Source organism: Vibrio sp. 10N.286.49.C3 (assembly GCF_041469545.1).
GTDB classification, from domain to species: domain Bacteria; phylum Pseudomonadota; class Gammaproteobacteria; order Enterobacterales; family Vibrionaceae; genus Vibrio; species Vibrio tasmaniensis_A.
Genome location: NZ_JBFRKT010000011.1, coordinates 1 through 20,815, shown reverse-complemented (window position 1 = coordinate 20,815; position 20,815 = coordinate 1). Strand labels below are relative to the sequence as shown.

The following is a 20,815-nucleotide window of genomic DNA, read 5'->3' as shown; positions in this document are numbered from 1 at the left end:
AGCTCAAGGAATGACATGCGGCTACCTCTCGATGGTCTTTGGCAAATTTCGCCACTGACGGATCTCTCTATCCCACAAGATGACATTACCTTTCCTGCTCCATTAAGCTCAAAGCTCCCTAATAGCTTGAGTGAAGAGGAAATCGCAGAGCAAGAATGGCACCTGATGCATGACATCGAAGTGGATGACGCCATGTTGGCATGCCCATTTGTTGAGCTAGTCGTCGCAGGCGTTGACTACTTTGCAGAAGTGCGACTCAATGGCGTTGCCGTGTTTGACTGTGATGGCAGCGAAGCCGAATATCGCAAGGACATTCGTCCTTATATGCAGCCTGGTCGAAATCGTTTTGAGATCCTTTTCCTTGAAGAAGAGGAGAGCCTGTTGCTTGAAGAGGATATGGATGACTCTATCCCTTTACAGGTCGTCGCTAAATCAGATTCTCGTATCGGAATCTGGCAAGCTCCATATCTGCAGTTCGTTCGTAACGTCAAGCTTGAGCAAGTTGTCACCGAGCAAATCTGGCATCACGGTGGTGGCTGTGAGTTTAAAGTAGATGTTATCTATCAAACGCTAAAGCCGGGGTTAATATCGGCATCAATCAAATTTAATGGTATGACTCTCGTGATGCCGATTGATGTGCGAGCAGAACATACGGGTGTTGTGTTTCAGGTTGAGGCTCCAATGGTATTTAACCTTGAGAAGCCCAACCCTAAGCATTTATATCAATTAGAAGTGGAACTCGATGGGCAAAAAGAGAGTTCTTTCGTAGCCTTGAATCCAGCCTCTTGCGTGAGTAACTTTTTGCGTAACTAGCGGTTATTCAATTAGCCCGTTACGTAATGAATCAATTTGCTCACTCGCTTGTCATCTAATGAACTGCCGACGCTCACCCTATTTCAAAAACACATTATAGCGTTTTGGCCATGACAACCTCACAAGCGTCATGGCCTGTTTCTCTCCAAGCTGAATCAAGGTGTTCAAAGCCCAATTTTTCGTAAAGTTTAACGGCGGCATTAAGGCATTCGGTCGTTTCCAGATACATATGTTGATAACCCCGTTCCTTAGCTTTCTCCATCGACATATTAACCAACTTCTTCGCTAAGCCTTTGCCTCTGGTTTCTGGTAAGAAGTACATTTTTTGCAGTTCGCAGACTTCAGGCATACCTGCTAATGGTGCAAATCCACCACCACCAACAACCTTTCCATCAAGTTCAATCACCCAATACTGAGATCTTTCATTGTTATAAACACTGAACATGTCTTCTAAGGTGGGATCAGCCACACCATAACCTTTATCTTCAGTTAGCCCGTTTTCATAAGAGACTTGGCGAATCACATTGGCCACTACGGTGTTGTCTTGCTGTTGTAGGGGGCGAACCACCACATCGATTGAAGCGTGGCTTTGTTGCAGTGCTTTAAGGTAGTGCTCGATTCCCCCCGAAACTTGTTGAGTTTCCGCTTCCGTTAAACGCTCAAGTACCGAGTCATAAAATTGATTTTGTTGATTGTGAAGTTTGGCAAGAGTGTTTATCCCTTGCTCTGTTACTGATGCTACAACACTACGCTTATCGTTGGGGTGTGGTGAGGTTTGAATTAACGAGTTCTTCGCTAGATTGTTGACTGCTCTACTGGCGTTGGATTTATCAATATTGAGCTTATCCGCTAATTGGTTCACGGTTAATGGCTGCTGTTCTAGTTCAATCAGTGTATGAGCTTGAATCGGAGGTAGGGCAATAACACCACAATCTTTGTCGAGCATTCCAAGCTGTCGAACGAGTTGACGTGATAATTCTCTAAGTTGTGCTGAAGTCATGTTGCCTCTCAGTATAGTTGCGATGTACAACTATAATTTAATTGCGAATCGCAACTATGTCAACAGTAAACTGTTTAGGTTAAGCATGTTGGTGCAAACAAAACTGTGGTTGTGCTGCTTTGCTTTCTGCTTTTCGTAACCACACCTTCTCATGGAAATAGTAAGCCACAGTATTCAAAGCGGGTTCTAACGTTGCCATCACACCACCAACGAAGGCGTCGCCAGTCAATAAATAGACAACGGTAAAGGCAACACTAAAGTGGATAGTAGCGAAGCTTGCTGTTTTTAACTTTGTCATCCACTGACGAGCTTTAAGCGCTGGAACTTGAGCCCACGCCTTTTCATGAAAATAGAAGGCGACGGTATTCACAGATGGCTCAATCATAGCGATTAAGCTACCAATTAAGATGTCGCCAGTTAGTACGTAAGCGACACTAAATGCGATAGTAAAATGTAATGCAGCAAAGGTTAGTGTCTTTTTCATGATAATTACTCAGTCGTTGTGTTGTTTCGATAGAACTATTATTGAGAATTATTATCATTAAATCTAATGGGAAGTTAAGATTGTTTTGATAGGCAAAAGCTATCAATAAGCTGGAGTGAGGTTGATTGGACTGGAACTTAGGGCACAAAAAAAGGCTGACCATGAAGGCCAACCTTTTTGTCTAGAGCGGGAGGTTCGAAACCTCCTCGTTCATTCAGTTTTAAAGAGCAGCGATTGTCGCTTTTTGCTCTTCTAGCTTAACAAGAGTTTCTTGGTAGCCTTCAAGCTTTTCACGCTCTTTCGCGATAACCGCTTCTGGTGCTTTAGCAACAAAACCTTCGTTACCTAGCTTACCTTCGATACGCTTAATCTCACCGTGAGTCTTCGCTACTTCTTTATCTAGACGAGCAAGCTCAGCATCTTTGTCGATAAGACCCGCCATTGGGATCATCAGCTCAGATTTGCCAACAAGTTTAGTTGCACAAGCTGGAGTCGCTTCGCCGTCTGCTAGAACTTTAATATCGTCTAGCTTAGCTAGAGAAGTAAGAACGATCTTATTTGCTTCGATACGAGCTGCATCTTTCTCATCAGCGACTTTGATCATTACTTCTAAGCCTTGGCTTGGTGCAATGTCGTATTCCGCACGTAGGTTACGGATAGCTGTGATGAAAGTTTTAACCCATTCGATGTCGTCAACGATCTCAGCATTGAAGTTAGCTTCATTAAACTGAGGAAGCGCTTGAGTCATGATGGTCTCGCCTTCAACGCCGTCTACTAGCGGCTTAACGCTTTGCCAGATAGATTCAGTGATGTAAGGAAGAACAGGGTGAGCAAGACGCAGAGTCTTCTCTAGAACCGTGATAAGCGTGTAACGAGTCGCTTGTTGTTGAGCTTCAGTACCCTTCCAAAGAACAGGTTTAGTTAGCTCTAGGTACCAGTCACAGAATTGGTTCCAGATGAATTCGTAAAGCGTGTTTGCTGCCATGTCTAGACGGTAGTTGTCTAGATGAGCGTTAAATTCTTTCGCTGCAACTTCAAACTGAGATTCAATCCACTTGTCTGCTAGAGAGAATTCCATGTTTGCACGGTCTTCAACAGACAGTGACATGCCACAATCGTGCTCTTCTGTGTTCATCAGTACGTAACGGCTTGCGTTCCATAGCTTGTTACAGAAGTTACGGTAACCTTCAAGACGCTTCATGTCCCAGTTGATGTCACGGCCAGTTGAAGCCATAGCAGCAAGAGTGAAACGCAGTGCATCAGTACCGTATGGTTCGATACCATCTTCGAAAGTCTTACGTGTTGCTTTTTCGATCTTAGCAGCCAGTTTAGGTTGCATCATGTTGCCACAACGCTTTTCTACTAGCTCTTCAAGGCCGATGCCGTCAATCATATCGATAGGGTCAAGTACGTTACCTTTCGATTTAGACATCTTGTCGCCGTTTTCATCACGGATAAGGCCCGTCATGTAAACTGTTTTGAAAGGTACTTGAGCCTTGCCGTCTTCGTCTTTCACGAAGTGCATGGTCATCATGATCATACGAGCAACCCAGAAGAAGATAATATCAAAACCAGATACTAGTACTTCTGATGGGTGGAATGTTTTCATTGCTTCAGTATCTTCAGGCCAGCCTTGTGTGCCGAACGTCCAAAGTGCAGAAGAGAACCATGTATCAAGAACGTCGTTGTCTTGCTTAAGAACAATTACCGGTGAAAGGTTGTTCTTTTCACGAACTTCTTCTTCAGTGCGACCTACGTAAACTTTACCATCGTTGTCGTACCATGCTGGGATACGGTGGCCCCACCAAAGTTGACGAGAGATACACCAGTCTTGCACGTCACGCATCCACGCGAAGTACATGTTTTCGTACTGCTTAGGTACGAATTGGATCTCACCATCTTCAACGGCTTTAACAGCAGGAGCAGCAAGAGGCGCTGTACGTACGTACCATTGGTCCGTCAGCATTGGTTCGATAACCACGCCACCACGGTCACCGTAAGGAACGGTTAGATCGTGATCTTTGATTTCTTCAAGTAGGCCTAGCTCTTCAAATTCAGCAACCGTTGCACGACGAGCGGCAAAACGCTCCATACCTTGGTATTTTGCTGGAAGCTCTGTTGAGTACACATCGCTTTCTTCACCGTTCGTTGTGAAGATTTCTGCCGCGTCACGGATATCACCGTTGAACGTTAGGATGTTGATCATTGGTAGGCTATGGCGCTTGCCCACTTCGTAATCGTTAAAGTCATGAGCTGGCGTGATTTTCACACAACCCGTGCCTTTATCCATGTCAGCGTGCTCATCACCTACGATAGGGATAAGACGATTTACGATAGGAAGCAGGATTTCTTTGCCGATAAGATCTTTGTAGCGAGGATCTTCAGGGTTAACTGCAACGCCTGTATCACCAAGCATGGTTTCAGGACGTGTAGTTGCAACGACAATGTAGTCTTTGCCATCAGCGGTTTTAACACCATTCGCTAGTGGGTAGCGGAAGTGCCACATGAAACCTTTTTTGTCTTTGTTTTCAACTTCAAGATCAGAAATTGCAGTGTGCAGTTTAGGATCCCAGTTTACTAGACGTTTACCACGATAGATTAGGTCTTCTTCGTATAGGCGAACAAATACTTCTTGAGTCGCAGCTGATAGGCCGTCATCCATAGTGAATCGCTCACGATCCCAGTCTACAGATGCACCAAGACGACGAAGTTGTTGAGTGATCGTGCCACCTGATTCGCCTTTCCATTCCCAGATCTTGTCGATGAAAGCTTCACGGCCGTAGTCGTGTTTTGTTTTGCCTTCTTCAGCAGCGATCTTACGCTCAACAACCATTTGAGTTGCGATACCAGCGTGGTCAGTACCCACTTGCCAAAGCGTGTTTTTGCCTTTCATACGTTGAGCACGGATAAGTGTATCCATGATCGTATCTTGGAACGCGTGACCCATGTGTAGGCTACCAGTGACGTTCGGTGGCGGGATCATGATGCTGTAAGCTTCTTTTGATGTGTCACCGTGTGGCTTAAAGTAGCCTTTCTCTTCCCAAGTCTTATACAGAGCTTGTTCGATTGATGTTGGGTTGTATGTCTTTTCCATAGTGCTCTTATAACGGATACTGTGAATGGTTAATCGTGGTCAAACTTCATAAGTGAAGCTTCTTGAATCTAAATCCAAAGATAGCTTTAACTATGAGGTTTGACTATGGATGTTGAATCTCGATAGTTTGTAGCTGATATCCAGCCTGACGGTAAATTTTATACCTTTCTCGAGCGAGTTGCTTAGCTTTTTCTTCGCAAGGAACGAAGTCTATCACCTGAGCAAAGGCGTTCGCAAAGGTTGTATGATTATCGGCCAGATTTATTACCAATTGGCGGTTCCAATTAGGTTTGACTCCTTGATGGCCTATCTCAATATTCGTTGAATATTTTGGACCTTCGCCAGCCAAGTTGTGCGCGAGAAATTCAGTAGGCTCTACCTGCCAAAAAACTTCAGCGATACGCTCAGCATGAACTTTATCGTTACAGTTGAAATAAAGTTTAGCGCCTTGTTTTGCAAAATGCTGAGCAAGAAACAACACGTAGTGAGCAAAACCCTCTTCGCTGGCTTGTGGGCTGTCTGAAGACACAATGTAAAATGTGGCAGTCTGCATACTGAATACTCGAACTTGGAATCGTGGAAACCAATGTTACTTGGTCAACAGGAGCTAGCAAATAACGCTTATTAAAAAAGGGCCCGTAGGCCCTTTCTATTATTTTGAAGATTGCTCTTCAGTCTCATGGCCGCTGCGGTTCAATAAGAATTGGACAAGCATTGAGACAGGACGACCTGTCGAGCCTTTCGCTGCGCCTGACTTCCAAGCTGTGCCGGCACTGTCAATGTGTGCCCAGTGGTACTTTTTAGCAAATTTAGATAAGAAACATGCTGCTGTGATTGTACCAGCAGGTCGGCCACCGATATTTGCCATATCTGCAAATGGACTCGTTAGTTGCTCATGGTATTCATCGGCCATTGGCATGCGCCATGCTCTGTCACTTGCTTGCTCAGAAGCATTAACTAACTCGTGAGATAGTGGGTTGTGATTAGACAGTACAGCACTGATGTGGTGACCTAACGCCATCACACACGCGCCAGTGAGTGTTGCTACATCGACAACACAGTCTGGTTCAAAGCGTTCAACGTAAGTAAGCGCATCACATAGAACCAAGCGACCTTCAGCATCTGTGTTTAACACTTCAACTGTTTGGCCTGACATGGTCGTTAGGATATCACCTGGGCGGTAAGCATTGCTGCCTGGCATGTTTTCACAACCTGCTAGGATACCAACTACATTAATCGGTAGGTTCAGTTTAGCTAGTGCCTTCATTGTACCGAATACAGAAGCCGCACCACACATGTCGTACTTCATCTCATCCATACCTTCACCAGGCTTAAGCGAAATACCGCCTGAATCGAAAGTAAGACCTTTACCGACTAGAACAATCGGTTTTGCATCTGGGTCAGCAGCACCTTTATATTCCATGATAGACATCATAGATTCGTTCTTAGAACCACGGCCTACCGCTAAGTATGAAGTCATACCCAGCTTTTCCATCTCTTCTTCGCCAATGATCTTAGTTTTCACTGTCTCGTAATCATCGGCCAAGCGACGAGCTTGAGAAGCAAGGTAAGCAGGATTTGCGATGTTAGGTGGCATGTTGCCTAAATCTTTAGACGCTTTCACACCTGAAGCAATCGCAAGACCGTGAGAGATTGCTTTCTCACCAAGGCTCAATTCACGACGAGTTGGTACGTTGAATACCAGTTTACGTAGTGGACGACGAGTCTCTGGTTTATTACTCTTGAATTGATCAAAAGTGTAAAGGCCATCTTTAGTCGCTTCGACTGCTTGGCGAACTTTCCAGTAAGTATCACGACCTTTAACGTGCAGTTCAGTCAGGAAACATACTGCTTCCATAGAACCCGTTTCGTTTAGTGTGCTGATGGTTTTTTGGATAATTTCTTTATATTGACGCTCGCCTAGCTCACGTTCTTTACCGCAGCCTACAAGCAGAACACGTTCTGAAAGTACACCAGGTACTTGATGCAGTAGTAGCATCTGGCCAGGTTTACCCTCTAGATCACCGCGACGAAGCAGTGAACTAATATAGCCATCGCTAATCTTATCTAACTGCTCGGCTACTGGAGAAAGGCGGCGCGGTTCGAATACACCGACAACGATACATGCGCTGCGCTGTTTCTCTGGGCTGCCACTTTTTACACTGAACTCCATGCGTACTCCTACATCCTGAAGACAAATCGAACTAAATGTTGGATAATGGGTTCTTACTTGTTGGATCCTATAATGGAACTGACCTTAAAGAAGAACGTTAACACTTAGCTAAAAATTTAAAAAATAAAAGGTTCAACGGGAAATTATAGTGATTCAATCAAAAAAACAAGTTTTGTATAGGTAATTTGAGCGTGATTATTGTTAGATATTTGATCCGAGAGACAATCAAGAGCCAATTTGCGATATTTTTTGTTCTCTTTCTCGTGTTTCTCAGCCAAAAGTTCATCAGTGTTTTAGCCGACGCCTCTGATGGTGATATTCCAGCAAGCCTTGTATTATCGATCGTGGGTCTAAATATGCCAGCGATGGGGCTCTTGATGCTTCCACTTAGTATCTATATTGGCATTTTGCTGACTTTTGGCCGCCTTTATGCCGAAAGTGAGATTGTGGTGATGAATGCTACGGGTATTGGAAATAAATTCCTCATCCAATCAGCACTTTATCTGGCGTTGATTACCGCAACTGTCGCTGCTTTTAACTCCTTTTGGCTGTCTCCGTGGTCACAAGATAAAGTAGAACAAATGTATGAGGAAGTGGCTGCAGAGAACAGCGTCGATTTACTACCCAAAGGCAAATTTGCAAGGACTCCCGATGGTTCTTCAGTTGTGTTTATAGAGGGTATCGATGGTAATCAATTAGACAATGTGTTCGTTTCTCAAATGCGACCTCGTGACTCAGTGCTTCCTAGTGTGATGTTCTCTAAGTCGGGAGACGTAAAAGAATTGAGCGATGGCCGCCAAGTTATTGTGATGTACGATGGTACTCGTCATGAAGGAGTGCCTTCTCGCCTTGATTATAGAGTGACGCACTTTGAAGAGTATGAAGGCTTAATTGGTCAGCGTGAAGTAGAGAAGAAAGGTCGAGAGTGGGAAGCGATTCCAACTATTGATCTTATTGGAAATCAAGATAATCGTGCCAAGGCTGAATTGCAGTGGCGCATGTCACTGGTGTTGTGTATCCCATTGTTGACTATGCTCGTTGTACCGCTGTCAGCAGTTAATCCACGACAAGGTCGTTTTGCAAAAATAGGTCCGGCAATCCTGATTTATTTGACTTACTTCTTGGCAATCAGTGCAACCAAATCTTCAATTGAAGAAGGGGACATTCCTGCTGCAATAGGCATGTGGCCAATCAATGCATTATTATTGTTTGTCGCGATTGGTGCCAACTTTATGGATAGTGTGCCTGTTAGGCGTTTGAAAGAAAAATTCAAGAATAAGAGGTTGGCTTAAGCCGTGTTTAAGATTCTCGATTTATATATAGGCAGAACCATCATCGCGACCACGTCACTGGTATTGGTGACGTTTGTCGGTCTCTCTGGAATTATCAAGTACGTTGAGCAATTGCGGAAGGTAGGTCGTGGTACATACGATCTATTACAAGCGTTGTATTTCGTTTTATTGAGTATTCCTCGTGATATCGAAATGTTCTTCCCAATGGCGGCATTGCTTGGTGCATTGATTGGGCTTGGTATGCTTGCTGCGAGTTCTGAGCTTGTGGTTATGCAAGCCGCGGGTTTCTCTAAGTTAGATATTGGTTTATCGGTACTTAAGACTGCGATTCCGTTAATGGTGATAGTGACATTGCTTGGGCAGTGGGGAGCTCCGCAAGCGCAGAAGATGGCTCGTGACTTAAGAACCATCTCGGTTGCTGGTGGTAGTATTATTTCTACTCAAAGCGGTGTTTGGGCTCGAGATGCCAACGACTTTATTTTCATTGTTAAAATAGACGATGATAAGCTCTATGGTTTGAACATGTGGCGCTATGATGAGAACAAGGCTCTGAAAACGGCCATATACTCAAAAGAAGTCGATTACGTTGGAGACAACGTTTGGACAATGCGCGATGTTGAGGTCACCTCTTTTGAGAATGAAATTCAGGTCACTAAAGAGAATTTACCGACTTTTTCTTGGGAAACATCGTTAGCTCCAGACAAACTCGCGATAGTGACGGTGAAACCGGAGGAACTGTCGTTAAGTGGCTTGTATGATTATGTTTCTTATCTCAAAGCATCAGAGCAAGATGCTGCACGTTATGAGCTAGCTTTGTGGAGGAAGATTACTCAACCTATTTCGATAGCGGTCATGATGTTGATGGCGTTGTCGTTTATCTTTGGTCCTCTACGTAGCGTGACCATGGGTGCAAGGATTCTCTCTGGTGTGATTGCTGGTTTTACTTTCTATATATCCAGCGAGTTCTTTGGTCCAATCAGCTTGGTTTATCAAATACCACCAGCCTTTGGTGCGATAGCCCCTAGCGTGGTATTTTTCGGAATTGCCATCATGCTCTTGAGGCGGAAACTATAAATGATAAAGGAAGGCGTTAAGCCTTCCTTTTTTGATCTTGCTTTAAGTTCGCTTAATAGCATTATTGTGCCTTTGGCAACACAACGACTTCGGTCTTTGCCCAGATATCGTGAAAGCCACGTTTCTGAGGATCGAATGGAACACATAAATTGGCTAGTCCAAATCCTGAAGTACCTAAGCGTATTAGTGCTTGAGTTATTGTGATCGCAGAGCCATCTTTGTTTTGAACGCGCAGTTTCCAGGCCCTCATGCCTAGTGTTTGACCAGCTCTAGTCCAGAAGAAGACAAAGAAGTACACCCAAACGATGACTAAGTAAAAAGTATACGTCGGGCTCCAAATTGGATGGTTGGTTAAGAAGTCACTGACATCGGCATAACCGCTATGGTTAAAAATACCAAGAGCCATGAGCGCGTGCAGTAGAGCAACAATGATGCCGGCAGCCATCATTTCAATAGCGATTACAATGAGTGCGTCATAGAACAAGGCACCAAATCGGCGCATTACCCCAGCTGGTGGCAGAGTGTTTGTTGATGTCATGGTGTTATTACTTCTTTAAAAATTGAGGCGTCAGAATATAGTTTAAGGCTTGGCCTGAAAAGAGACATGACGCACAGCTTATGACTTAGTGGCGAAATTATCGGCAAACACACATGAATTCAAGTTTTTATACTTGCCACATCAGTTCGCATACGTATAATGCCAGACATCGAAAGGGCAATGCCCCAAGATAATGCCGGTATGGTGAAATTGGTATACACGACGGATTCAAAAAACATCGTATGTACTTATAATTTGTTCATTACAGATTGAAATCAAGAGCTTATCAGTGTTAGGCTCTATAAATATAGTTTTATACACTTTTATACAATTGTGGCTGCGTGTTGGAATTGGTAGACAAAGGGGATTCAAAATCCCCCGCCGAAAGGCGTGGCGGTTCGAGTCCGCCCGCAGCTACCACTATTTATAAAAAAGCCGCTTCCGAAAGGGAGCGGCTTTTTTACATGTGAAAATCAGAATGAAAAACCATTATCTTCTTCATCTTTTCGTTTCTGAAGCTCTAACAAAGCAGAAAGCTTGCTAGAGTCATGCGGAATCATATTTTTCTTTTCTGAAGGTGATCTTGGACTGTAGCCGTACATCGAGGTGGTTGTATATTTTCTGATCATGTCACACTTAAACATCTCAAACTCTTGTAAGAATTCCTCTTTTCGTACTAGGTCGCCATTCTGAATAAGTCGCTTGAATACTTCTTGTATTAGGTCGTAATATTCATTATGTAGAATTTCAAAGTAAGGATTATCTTGTTTGATTGAGCGTAGTTGTGATTTATACGTTAACTGTGCGTCGATCGTTTGGTTTTCTTCTGTAATGCTAGTCATAGTTATACCCTATATTATTATTGTTGTTTGACTTGGTAATTATTTGAGATCTATCAAGATCAAGGTTCAATCTGTTGGCTTTTTGATAGAACCTTTTAAGTTGCTTTTCTTTGTGAGCTAGCTTGCGATGTTTTGTTGATAGCTCGTTTATTGTTTCGCTAATCAACTTTGCTGTGCTTTGTTCTGTCATCCACTCTTTTCTGCTCAACCTGCGCTGTCTAGGACCACTTCTAGTTAGCCCAACCTCTTTGGCTACCTTTTGGTAGTATTCATCCTGAAACTGGCGCATAGCTTCTTTATAGGCTCGAATCTTTTGTTTGGCGGAAGTTGAATTACAGTTATCTCTGGCATAAATGCCTTGGTGTACATCCCCAATGTTCATCCTAGAGTTTGAGTCTAGTGCTGGAACGATATAGAAATGGCAGTGTGGGAAAGTTTCATCTCGATGAAATTCCAAGGACTTGTATTGAGAACCATATTTCTGTCTAAGAAAATGATGGTTAAGTGTCAGCCACTTTCTAAACTTAGGGCATTGAGGGTCTAGTTCAGCTACAGGTATAGGGTAGCTAACAACTCCTGCAAGAATTATCTGAGCATCCTTCCTGAGCTTTCTACCTATAGAGTCATTTGCGATGGAAGCTTGGTTTTCAGCAATCTCAACCGCTTCGCTTGGACGGCAGCCAAAAATATTTATTGGTGGTATTGGATTTGCAACATGCAGACAATCAAACTCCGAGCGTTCACACTCTGCTGCAATAGCTTTTGCTGATTGTTTTTTATTTGTTCGAGAGCTTTCCTTTCCATAACTCTCAATATGAATAAATTGGTAACCCATTTTTAGCCTCTTTATATTTTTATTATGCGGGCGATAAAAATGTGAAAACTAGTTTTTATATTTTTAGTGTCTAACTAGATTCTTAAGAACGTTAGTATCTTAAGCAGACGTTTATGAAGAATGAATAAACATAGTCTGTCACTATGTTTATTATAATAACGTTTTTCTTTTTCCTAGTTGTAATTATTAACAGTTAACTAGCTGCCTTGCCAAGGAATATGTTAGGTTTTTTTAGTTTTCCTGAATATATCATTATTTCAGATCCTACAGATTTCTTTTGAGCTGTATATTGAAGTGAATATATGCTTTGAGGATAATTTGAGTAGATTTCTCGTATTTCTGGTGCGTTGTCATAAGATACTAGCCAGTTTTTAAAGTTTGATTGCGTTAAAGCATCTTTAATTAAAACATGGTCGTTATGATTATAAAAATTCCTATATAACCCTTGTCCTTTTACGTAGTAAGGAGGGTCTAAATAGATTAGAGAGTTTTCTGGTATATTGCCATCCAACTCTTTTATTAGTGCGACGGCATCTAGATTATATAATGATATTTGTTCGGAAAATAATGATATTCTTTTTATACGATTTATTAAATCTTCTTTGTTGAATCTTACGTCGAGCTTCCATTTTCCTGACTGTGCTTTACCACCAATAACACCGGCTTTTAAAATTCCAGAGCGATTAGTTCTATTTAGAAAAAATGCAGAAAAGCCCAACTCTAAAGTTGATGTAGCATTATCATTAGCTCGGAGTATATCTCTTTGCCTAAACCACTCATCGATAGTGACATCAGTGTTTTCAATAAGATCTACCAAGTCATTTGTATGATTTAGCACAGAAAACCAGAAAGAATGTACGGCTGGATCTATATCATTGATATGGATGTGTTCAGTTGTACCACTAAACAACATGTCTAACGCAACAGCACCGCCTCCTGTATATGGCTCCACATAGTGTGAATTTTGGATGTCATTAGCTCTATAAGTCTCTTTGACATAATCAGCTAGTTTTCCTTTACCGCCAGGGTAACGAAGGGGGGTTAAGAAGCGCATGGTTAGTTAAAGTGTCTGCCTAGAGTCATAAACATTAATTTTAACACACTCTTACGAAGTGTTGAACTTGGAAAGCATACGTGACTTGTATAGTATAAGTGCAAAAGTTAATTTTCTTTTTTCATAGTAATCTATTGAAAAGGTTAGTACTCCATATTAGTCATGAGGTGAGCACTTGAGTGTTAGTTATAGAAAAGTTAGTCGTGCTGTTAGCTCCGTCGATTTAGACCTTACGAACCCTAGGTTAGCAGGAATAGTAAAGAGACAAGCGATTAGCACTCAAAAAGATGCAGCAATAGCGTTAACTAAAAGTGCTGAGGTTTATAGTTTATGCTTATCTATTATAAATAATGGCTATCACCCTGATGAAGTACTTATCGCGGTAGATGATGAAAGCGGAAAGAGTAACAGAGTTACTGTTATTGAAGGAAATAGACGTTTATCAGCGTGTAAGATTCTACTTAAACCTTCTATGCTTAAAGGCAGCCCTGATTACAATAAATTTCAGCGCTTAACAAAGCATGAAAACTATAAAGAATCGATAAAAACTATAAAACGATTATCAGTTGTTATCCTTCAAAGCAGAAGTGAAGCCGCTTCATATCTAGCATCTAAGCATACGTCTGATTCGATAAAACGTTGGAGTCCATATACACAAGGAGCATACCTGCGTGGCTTTTTGTCTGAATACAAAAATGTAGATAAAGTAAAAACAGTCCTTAAGAATTCAATGTCGAAAACCAAGATCAAAGAGAAGCTATTTCATTTTGAACTCACGGAAGAGATTCTAAACTTAGAGTGTTGGAATGAAAAAGAATTAGATTTTTTGATGAATGGAATTGATAAACTGAATGTCGGTGCAATAATTCGATTTATTTCTAGCTCGGAGTTTATTGAAGCGATATGTGATATTAAAATTTCAGACTATGGCCAGTTATCAATAGCATCTAAACCAACATCTAAATTGATGGTGGATAGAGAACTATTCAAACTAATTCTAGAGAAACTTGCTAGGGATACTTTGATTAATGGAAGGATAAATACTCGTCAAGAAAATAAAGAATCAATGAGAGATTACTTGAATGAGTTTTTAGAGGAATTTGAAAGGTTAAATAATACTGAATTAGAAGAGACTAATTTTACTTTTACTACATCTAAGGAGAGTGAGCCTGATTCAAAGGGAAACTCATCTGGAACAGACTCTGTTAGCGGAGATAAAGCTGAAGAACCAACATCTTTGGAAGGTGGTGAAGATGGTAGTGAAACTGCTAAGTTGCCTAGAAAGAAAGTAGAGAAACTACTTCCACAAAGTATGATGATCCCACACGCAAATACCAAATTATTGAATATTTGCACAGAGGCACAGAAGATTTCTTACAAGACTAACTTATATAGCTCTTCTCTTATGATTAGAGCTATATTAGAAATTACACTTAAAGTTGTAATTAAGCGAAGAAATCAATTTTCTGAATTGAAAAAACAGCATAAAGAAAGAGCCAATGATTTTGCAATGATATTGAACTTCGTTGAGAAAAATACAGCTAAAATATTTGAAGATGAAGATGTCAAAGTTGTTAGACATGCTGTATCTGATCTACAGAAGGGAAGCAAAGAGCTTCTTAACCTTACAAACCACGACGATACTCAAATTTTGACAGAAAAAGAAGTGGAGCATGTCCGCGCCAAAATGCTAGAAATTATAATGGCGTCATTTAAGCTCCTTTAAAGTGGTGGCTATTTATAGTGTATCTTTGAATGTGGTATACCTTTTAAACAGGTATACCCATAGTCCAGTGTTAACACCAATCACCTTCCTTTTTTTCTCTTCATACGTGTTCGTATACTCTTCATAAACAAGTGAAATTGGTGGGATGTCCTCGCCCTGATGACGCTCAGAAAATTCATTGTAGGACTTATAAAAAGTAGCCCAATCACCAGCAATAGCATGCTTCAATAAAGTCCTGAACTTATAGTCGTTTTCATATGCGCTAACAAACCCATCTGAGTTGTCATTAAGCTCGATGGATAACATTAGCTCCTTCTCTTTCTTTGAGTTTTCTGCCGATGGAAGGCTTAAGGCGTTTGAATCAATGTTCGTGAATGCAGCTTCAAGTTGACCATCGAAGCATGCTTTTTCTTTTTCATCTAAAGCATCGTATTGTTCTAATGATTTCTCAAATACATTATCACCATTCTCTGCATGATCTAATATTTGTTGGTAGTGAGCAGCTTCAAAAGGTGATTCAAAAATTGAGTATTCTTTCTTACCTTCTTTATTGAAGTTAATTTCAACGGAAGGAATTTGAGAGGATATTTTTCTAATAGAATTCCATACATTTGATAACCCTTTCATTCCAAATAATTGATAAGCTCGGATTCCAGTTGCGGCTCTCCAAGCTTCAATCCTTTCGATTCCATCAATCGCCACATCCGGCTTTTGTTCAATGTTTGCTGTAACTACTTCGTCCATTTCCCCACCAAGAGATTTAGTTAGGTACTTGAAGCAGTACGTGGCAGCGGAAGCTACACCTTCACTCCCTACAGTGTCCATTTTTCCAAATACGGTTTTTACTGCTGATTTTGAGTGAGAAAACTTTTTAGGAAGTAAGCCCTCTTTTTCATGAAACAAGAGTTCTTTTAATTCAGGTTGGAAAAAGCAAAGTAGATGCCAATGTGGACATCCATCTTTATGTGGCTCAGTAATTCGCATGCCAAAGAATTGGCCAGAATCCATGGATATACCTTTCTTACTAAGGGATTTTCGAAATGCGTTCCAGTAAGACTTTAGTTCTTTATGTGCAGCCAAAGCACTTTTGTTATTCCAACCAGTTCTCGATGGCTTTGAGGGGTTTGGATGATATCTAGCCGGAGCTGTTATTGTTATGAATGCCCATTCCATATCATGTTCATTTGCTATCGTTTCAAAACCTTTAATTTTCGCATAGAGTTCGGAAATCTTTTTATCTGTAGTTGATACAAAACTAGCTAAGCTGATTTTTTTTCCTTTTACCATAATGAATTTATTAGCAAGGATTTCAGCATTGTATTGCATTTGAAGTTTTCGAAACTTGACGAGAATGTTAGGAGCGTAGGCTGTTGACTTAGCGCCAATAGTTTTTTGGCTTTGAGCTGAATAGAGCATCTCAGACATAACTAATTTAGTAATTTTCCTTTTGCAATAGTCTGGACTCATTAGGCGTTTGTGAGCGTCAATTTTTAACTCTTCGATTCTATGGTTAAGCAACACAATCTTATGTTGGAGTTTCTCTCTTTTTTTTATGGCTCTAGTCGATGTTTTATTTAGCTTTTCTTTAACACCTTCGAGTTTTTGGGTTGTGTCATGATAAATATCATAGTTGTAGAAAAAAAATTGGGCGTGAGCTTTCTTCTGGAACAGTGAAAAAATTTCGTCTCCTGTAACGTGATGATATCCATTTTCTATATATAAGCTATTTGCTGAAACAGATAAGTTATACCCAACTTTTTTCACTTGTTTAAGTGTGGTATCGAAAAGGTGATTGATAGAGTAGGGTAAACAAAACATAGTGACTCTCTTTTTGTAGTTATTGTTTCAATACCATGCCATAGTTTTCTTTTTAAGATCAAATGTAAAACTTTGTATAAACAATGATTTATGTTTTTATTAGTATATTTCTATTAGAAAAATGCCTTTTATATTAGATGTTTCTATCGTTGTGCTTACTCAACAAAAAATTTAAGAAAATGAGCTTCAATAACTGTCTGACCTTACATGCAAGCATGTAAGGGGACAGTTATTGATAATTATCCAAGGGAGACTGCGCCTTCGCTTGTCTCTTTTTTGTGGCCGATCCTTCGGATCGAATGAAGCCAGATTTCATTAGATTGGTAAGTCGTCGTAATTATCATGTCCTTTAAAGACACCTGCTATCTCTTCTGAGCGCATGACAGACGTTAGCTTGCTATAATACCGCTGAATCATTTCTACGCTCGTTCCACAGTGAGTTGCTAGTAAATAGACATCAACCCCCTGTTTTAACTGATTTGTAATGTAAGTATGCCTTAAGCTGTAGAGTGTATAACCTAAATGTACCTTGTCGATTTCAGTGAACCTACATAGTTGGTCAAAGGTTTTTTCATATTGGGGTTTTATGCTTTGGTTGTTCGGTAAACGAAAGATGTAATTTTCTTTGTATGGGAATGATGAGAGGAGTACTTCATCTAGATTGTTTTTGTAGGTAAAGCCGTAGAATATACACAGTACTTTTTGAATTAGTTCGATTGTTCTAAGCCCTATGGGTATGGTGCGGCTTGATGTTTTTTTCTTGCTATGAACCTTTCCAGAGTTGATGGTTATTGTGTAAATATGCTGTGTTGTGTCAAAACCAATATCTTTGAACTTAATGTTTAAAGCTTCTTCACCAGCTCTAATTCCTGTGTTCAACAGAAAGGACATATAGCGTTCAAACATTTGTCTACTTTGCTTAGTAATATCCTTTCTAGAGGAATCGATAAAGAGTGGACACATGCCTTGTAGTTTGTCCAAATCTTTATCCGAGAAACTAGAGCGAGCTTCATCTTCGGTGACTTCTACCGATGGCATTGAAGGTATTTCATATTCTTTAATTAGCTTGTCGTCGACAGCAATGTCGAATAAATGCTTTAAAGCCGTTTTTCTAATTCGTAGTTGTGTCATTGATTTTGCAGAATCAGAAAAGTATTTTCTGATTGCAGCTCGATCTAGGTCTCTAATGCTTAGCTGCCCAAAAGTCGGTATGATTTCTTTGTCTAGTACTCTTATGTAGTCTTTATTGATTTTTTTTGGTTTGTTCTTGAGTACTTCAATCAATTGGGTCGCTAGGTGTGTAATATTCGATTTTTTCGATTTTATGAACATCGCAGGGCTTAGATTGTCTTCTTGTGCAAAGAAGTATGACCAAGCTTTTTGTGTAGCATCATCCTTACTGGGCGTTTTTAAGCTTTGTACAAACTCTGACGAGGTTCCTCCTTCAGAAACTCGCATTCGAATATACCAATTTTTGCTGCGTTTTTGTTTATAGATAGCAAGCCCTGAGCGGAGCCTTTGATACTCGTAAGACATAAAGTTTTATACTTTCTTTTATACTAATTAATATATGGTTTTAACTTACTGTAAAAGAAGGATAAAGCATAGGTATGATAAATTCAAAATCCGTTGCCTTCGGGCGTGGCGGTTCAAGTCCGCCTACCGGTACCATATTTAAATAACAAAGCCTCGACTCAAGTCGGGGCTTTGTTATATCTGGAGAATAGAAAGTGTTGCCTTCGTAGTAGCGACAGGAACGCCTGTCCAATCAGTCAGTTCTTATTGTGCCATTCCAAAATATTACCGTTTCCGTTCGTAATGCGATTCCTTAGTAAATTAATTATCTTAAATCAGAATGTTATCTGTCATTCTCACGTCTATTGTCTATGTTTAAAGGACTAATAGAGGAGAAACATATGCTGACAGTAACCCCTTACTTGTTTTTTGATGGTCGTTGTAGTGAAGCGTTAGATTTTTATCATAAATGCTTTGGTGGTGTTGTTTTATCGAAGCAACTCTTTAGTGATGCTCCTCAGGTAATAGAGGGGGCACAACCTAGTTGGGTTATGCACGCTGAGTTCGAAGCATTTGGTATGAAGCTCATGATGTCTGATGGCGTTAAAGCTAAAGAACTTGAAGGGAACAATCTGGCACTTTCCTTGGTTACCGAGGATACCGCGACTCAAGAGAAAATTTTTGAGAAGCTTAAACAAGGAGGGCGAATAATGACGCCACTCGCAGATACGTTTTGGGGCGCTAGATTTGGTAAAGTGGAAGATAAGTTCGGTATTCGTTGGATGGTGCATTGTGATTCTTTAAGTTGAACCTGTGAAATTGGATAGTGAAATTCCCGTGTGGTTTTATTAGAATTATAAATATAGATTATTAATCAATATTATATAAATATGGGCAGCATAAAGATTACTGTAGATCGCATCCAGCCCGGCCTACACATACGACTCCCCCTAAAATGGAACGAACACCCATTTTTATTCAACAGCTTCAAAATAAAAGATGACGCTCAAGTGAAAATAATTCGGCATCTTGGGATTAAGCATGTCTATATAAATCTAAGTCAAAGCGATACTGCACCTTTACCTTCTAATCACGAGATAGAGAAAGGGGCCGATTCAGATCTACAGATAAGCCTTGAAACTGAAAGGATGTGGAAAGATAAGCATGAACGTATCGAAACCCTAAGCTCTTACCGTCGTAGAGTCAGTCATTGTGAGAAAGAGTTCGAGCGCTCGCTTGCTCGAATGCGTTCAGTAATGACAAAAATTCGTAACCGACCTATAGATGCGGTAGGAGAGGTTAAAAGTCTAGTTGATGATATTGTTGAAATACTGGCAAGTGACGATAGCGTTACCTTACATCTTATGAATGCTAAAGCTGACTTTGAAGACATTTACTTTCATACATTAAATGTCTCTGTCGTTGCGTTAATGATAGGTAAAGCTAAAGGCTACAATACTCAACAATTGAAAGCGCTTTCTTTTGCTGCTTTGTTCCATGATGTAGGAAAGATCAAAATACCAGCTGCAATACTTAGAAAGCAGAGTACGCTGACAGCACCGGAAGAGAATTACCTAAAACTTCATACAAAATATGGTGCTGATATTGTCTCTGGAATGGATGACTTTCCTGAAAGTGCCAAAAAAGTAATCGTTCAACATCATGAAATGAATGATGGCTCTGGTTATCCTGAAGGCTTAAAAGAAGAAGAGATAGATGAACTAACCAAAATAGTTTCAGTGGCTAACGCATTCGATAATCTTTGTCATGGTAAAGCGCAATCTCAACAAATGATCCCATACTTGGCATTGTCTCACTTATATAAGAACTGCAAACATCTATATAGTCAGGATAATTTGAGTCTATTGGTTAAGTTCATGGGAGTCTATCCGCCGGGTACTGTCGTGCAGCTTTCCAATGAATCAATTGGAATCGTGATTTCGGTTAATGCCAAACATATGCTTTATCCGAACGTACTGATCTATGATCCTAGCGTTCCAAGAACCCAAGCCCCGATCATTGACCTATTTACTAAAGAGATAAAAATTGTCAATGCAGTTCATCCAAGCAAGTTACCGGAGCAAGTTAGAGAATATCTAAACCCTAGGGCTCGTTTATCTTACTTTTTTGATAATGGTGAGTAGTTATCCACAGGTTCTTGTGGGTAGTTTGTTCGAAACTTGGGTTGAAAGTTGTATAAATAAGCCCTTGGTTGAAATGTCTTCACTTAACCTCTTTTTTTAATAAAAAATGCATTTAATGCTTGCCAATAAAAGCTGCGTCTCTATAATGCCGCCTCACTGACACGGTAGACGCCATAAGGCTTCAGCGAAGAATGTTGGTAAGGCAACTAGCTTAAAGCGTTTAAACGCTCCTACTTTTAAAAAGTAGAAATTAATTCCCAATAAGTGTTTGACACTAAGAATTAGAACGCTAGAATGGCCGTCCACTTCGAGAGGCTCCTTGCTTAAAAGGAAGGCTCAACAAGTGAAGCTCTTTAATAATTTAAACCTATCAATCTGTGTGGGCACTCGTTGATGAATATCAAAACGTTATT

At 40.6% G+C, this 20,815-nt stretch carries 17 protein-coding genes and 1 tRNA gene; 7 read left to right on the top strand and 11 right to left on the bottom strand.

Annotation, left to right across the window (positions count from 1 at the left end):
* The first annotated feature begins 15 nt into the window (after nucleotides 1–15).
* Entirely contained in the window at nucleotides 16–813 is a 798-nt protein-coding gene (locus tag AB4180_RS06920; protein ID WP_102249063.1) for a glycosyl hydrolase 2 galactose-binding domain-containing protein, read from the top strand.
* Nucleotides 814–907: 94 nt separating this feature from the next.
* Here the strand turns inward: AB4180_RS06920 and AB4180_RS06915 are convergent, their stop codons facing one another.
* The 5 genes from AB4180_RS06915 to pepA form a co-directional block, all read right to left on the bottom strand.
* Nucleotides 908–1,813, bottom strand: coding sequence for a bifunctional helix-turn-helix transcriptional regulator/GNAT family N-acetyltransferase (locus tag AB4180_RS06915; RefSeq protein WP_102249062.1), 906 nt, complete (start codon nucleotides 1,811–1,813; stop codon nucleotides 908–910).
* Nucleotides 1,814–1,892: 79 nt separating this feature from the next.
* The gene (locus AB4180_RS06910; RefSeq protein ID WP_017103683.1) at nucleotides 1,893–2,297 is read right to left on the bottom strand and encodes a DUF2061 domain-containing protein; all 405 of its coding nucleotides are present in this window, start codon (nucleotides 2,295–2,297) and stop codon (nucleotides 1,893–1,895) included.
* A gap of 220 nt (nucleotides 2,298–2,517) precedes the next feature.
* Nucleotides 2,518–5,391, bottom strand: a complete 2,874-nt coding sequence (locus tag AB4180_RS06905; protein ID WP_004735333.1) for a valine--tRNA ligase — start codon at nucleotides 5,389–5,391, stop codon at nucleotides 2,518–2,520.
* Nucleotides 5,392–5,494: 103 nt separating this feature from the next.
* On the bottom strand, nucleotides 5,495–5,944 hold the full coding sequence (locus tag AB4180_RS06900) for a DNA polymerase III subunit chi (RefSeq protein ID WP_102249061.1): 450 nt from the start codon (nucleotides 5,942–5,944) through the stop codon (nucleotides 5,495–5,497).
* Between the two features lie 99 nt (nucleotides 5,945–6,043).
* Entirely contained in the window at nucleotides 6,044–7,564 is a 1,521-nt protein-coding gene (pepA, locus tag AB4180_RS06895) for a leucyl aminopeptidase (RefSeq protein ID WP_017097529.1), read from the bottom strand.
* 191 nt (nucleotides 7,565–7,755) lie between these two features.
* On the opposite strand from pepA, the gene lptF reads away from it, so the two are divergent.
* Together lptF and lptG are read left to right on the top strand one after the other, a co-directional pair.
* Nucleotides 7,756–8,856 (top strand): LPS export ABC transporter permease LptF, encoded by a 1,101-nt coding sequence (gene lptF, locus AB4180_RS06890; RefSeq protein WP_009847716.1) that lies wholly within the window; start codon nucleotides 7,756–7,758, stop codon nucleotides 8,854–8,856.
* A gap of 3 nt (nucleotides 8,857–8,859) precedes the next feature.
* Nucleotides 8,860–9,930 carry an LPS export ABC transporter permease LptG gene (gene lptG, locus AB4180_RS06885; RefSeq protein WP_017103680.1) on the top strand — a complete coding sequence of 357 codons (1,071 nt, stop codon included), beginning with the start codon at nucleotides 8,860–8,862 and terminating at the stop codon, nucleotides 9,928–9,930.
* 61 nt (nucleotides 9,931–9,991) lie between these two features.
* Here lptG and AB4180_RS06880 read toward each other — a convergent pair whose 3' ends face one another.
* Nucleotides 9,992–10,468, bottom strand: coding sequence for an RDD family protein (locus AB4180_RS06880; protein ID WP_102249060.1), 477 nt, complete (start codon nucleotides 10,466–10,468; stop codon nucleotides 9,992–9,994).
* Nucleotides 10,469–10,803: 335 nt separating this feature from the next.
* On the opposite strand from AB4180_RS06880, the gene AB4180_RS06875 reads away from it, so the two are divergent.
* Nucleotides 10,804–10,888 (top strand) — tRNA-Leu (locus tag AB4180_RS06875).
* 53 nt (nucleotides 10,889–10,941) lie between these two features.
* Here AB4180_RS06875 and AB4180_RS06870 read toward each other — a convergent pair.
* The 3 genes from AB4180_RS06870 to AB4180_RS06860 all read right to left on the bottom strand — a co-directional run bounded on the left by AB4180_RS06870 (nucleotide 10,942) and on the right by AB4180_RS06860 (nucleotide 13,199).
* Entirely contained in the window at nucleotides 10,942–11,310 is a 369-nt protein-coding gene (locus tag AB4180_RS06870; protein ID WP_102249059.1) for a hypothetical protein, read from the bottom strand.
* Nucleotides 11,303–12,145 carry a plasmid recombination protein gene (locus tag AB4180_RS06865; RefSeq protein ID WP_102249058.1) on the bottom strand — a complete coding sequence of 281 codons (843 nt, stop codon included), beginning with the start codon at nucleotides 12,143–12,145 and terminating at the stop codon, nucleotides 11,303–11,305. Before AB4180_RS06865 ends, AB4180_RS06870 begins: the two co-directional genes overlap by 8 nt.
* Before the next feature lie 193 nt (nucleotides 12,146–12,338).
* Nucleotides 12,339–13,199, bottom strand: coding sequence for a DNA adenine methylase (locus tag AB4180_RS06860; RefSeq protein ID WP_102249057.1), 861 nt, complete (start codon nucleotides 13,197–13,199; stop codon nucleotides 12,339–12,341).
* 175 nt (nucleotides 13,200–13,374) lie between these two features.
* On the opposite strand from AB4180_RS06860, the gene AB4180_RS06855 reads away from it, so the two are divergent.
* Nucleotides 13,375–14,925: a hypothetical protein gene (locus tag AB4180_RS06855; protein ID WP_102249056.1), complete on the top strand. Its 1,551-nt coding sequence runs from the start codon at nucleotides 13,375–13,377 to the stop codon at nucleotides 14,923–14,925.
* Between the two features lie 12 nt (nucleotides 14,926–14,937).
* Here AB4180_RS06855 and AB4180_RS06850 read toward each other — a convergent pair whose 3' ends face one another.
* Nucleotides 14,938–16,743, bottom strand: a complete 1,806-nt coding sequence (locus AB4180_RS06850; protein WP_102249055.1) for a replication endonuclease — start codon at nucleotides 16,741–16,743, stop codon at nucleotides 14,938–14,940.
* A gap of 315 nt (nucleotides 16,744–17,058) precedes the next feature.
* On the bottom strand, nucleotides 17,059–18,279 hold the full coding sequence (locus AB4180_RS06845; RefSeq protein ID WP_102249054.1) for a site-specific integrase: 1,221 nt from the start codon (nucleotides 18,277–18,279) through the stop codon (nucleotides 17,059–17,061).
* A 380-nt stretch (nucleotides 18,280–18,659) separates the two neighbouring features.
* On the opposite strand from AB4180_RS06845, the gene AB4180_RS06840 reads away from it, so the two are divergent.
* Together AB4180_RS06840 and AB4180_RS06835 are read left to right on the top strand one after the other, a co-directional pair.
* Entirely contained in the window at nucleotides 18,660–19,067 is a 408-nt protein-coding gene (locus AB4180_RS06840) for a VOC family protein (protein ID WP_029223884.1), read from the top strand.
* An 81-nt stretch (nucleotides 19,068–19,148) separates the two neighbouring features.
* Complete coding sequence (locus AB4180_RS06835; RefSeq protein ID WP_102249053.1) at nucleotides 19,149–20,402, top strand: HD-GYP domain-containing protein; 1,254 nt, start codon at nucleotides 19,149–19,151, stop codon at nucleotides 20,400–20,402.
* Nucleotides 20,403–20,815 lie beyond the last annotated feature (413 nt).